This is a genomic window from Arthrobacter sp. E70 (genome assembly GCF_058266945.1).
Map to the genome: position 1 here is coordinate 1 of NZ_JBYQFR010000034.1, position 870 is coordinate 870.

General features: G+C 59.0%; 1 protein-coding gene. It reads right to left on the bottom strand.

What is annotated here, in order from left to right; translation table 11 throughout:
• Positions 1 to 716 (bottom strand): amino acid ABC transporter permease (locus AC3IMC_RS20400; RefSeq protein ID WP_490920719.1); only part of this gene is annotated, 716 nt, incomplete at its 3' end.
• Between the last annotated feature and the right edge of the window lie 154 nt (positions 717 to 870).

The following is an 870-nucleotide window of genomic DNA, read 5'->3' on the forward strand; positions in this document are numbered from 1 at the left end:
AATGCAACGAGGGACGTGGCCTTCAGAAGATTGATTGCATCATTTGCGATGGGTGGAATCGCGATCCGCAGGGCCTGCGGGAGAACGATACGCTGCAGCGTCCGGGCATGGGTCATACCCAGCGACTCCGCGGCCTCAATCTGGCCCTTTGGAACAGCCCGGATTGAGGTGCGGATTACCTCGGAAGTGTAGGCGGCCTGATGCAGCACGAATGCAACGAAAGCGGCCCAGAAAGGACTCAGCAGATCCTGGGAGGATACGGACCAGAGAGGAATCTGGCCCGGGAGCCCCAGGGAGACCTCCGGGTAGAGCAACGACACATTGAACATCAGGACCAGGAGGACAAGCAGCGGGATGCCCCGGAAAAACCACACGAACGCCCAGCTGATCGAGCGCAGCACCACGTTGGGCGACAGCCTCATATTTGCGATGATTGTAGCCACGATCAGCGCTCCAACCATCGAAACGATCGTCAGCTCAACCGTCAGCCTTAAGCCCGCAAGGACCCGGTCCTGGAACATGTATTGCCCGATGACGGGCCAATTAAGTGCCTTGTTAGTCCCCAGGCTCAAAACAATCGAGCCCACCACCACCAGCGCCACGGCCGCGCCAACAATGCGCCAAACGTGAATTCGTCTGGCCAGAGGCGGAATTTCCTGCACCCCAGGGGTCCGGGGAACTGATTCCTCTTGTGTCATACCGACCACTTGACTCATTTCAAGTACCTTCGATTTTTCTAGTAGACGGCGCTCCCGCGCCGGATCATCGCTGGCTAGGCGTGGATAGAGGAGCCGGACGGGCTAAGCACCGCGATCCGCTGTTCAGCATCCGGCTCCGAAAGCAACTTCCGCAACACCTTCCCGCCAGCGT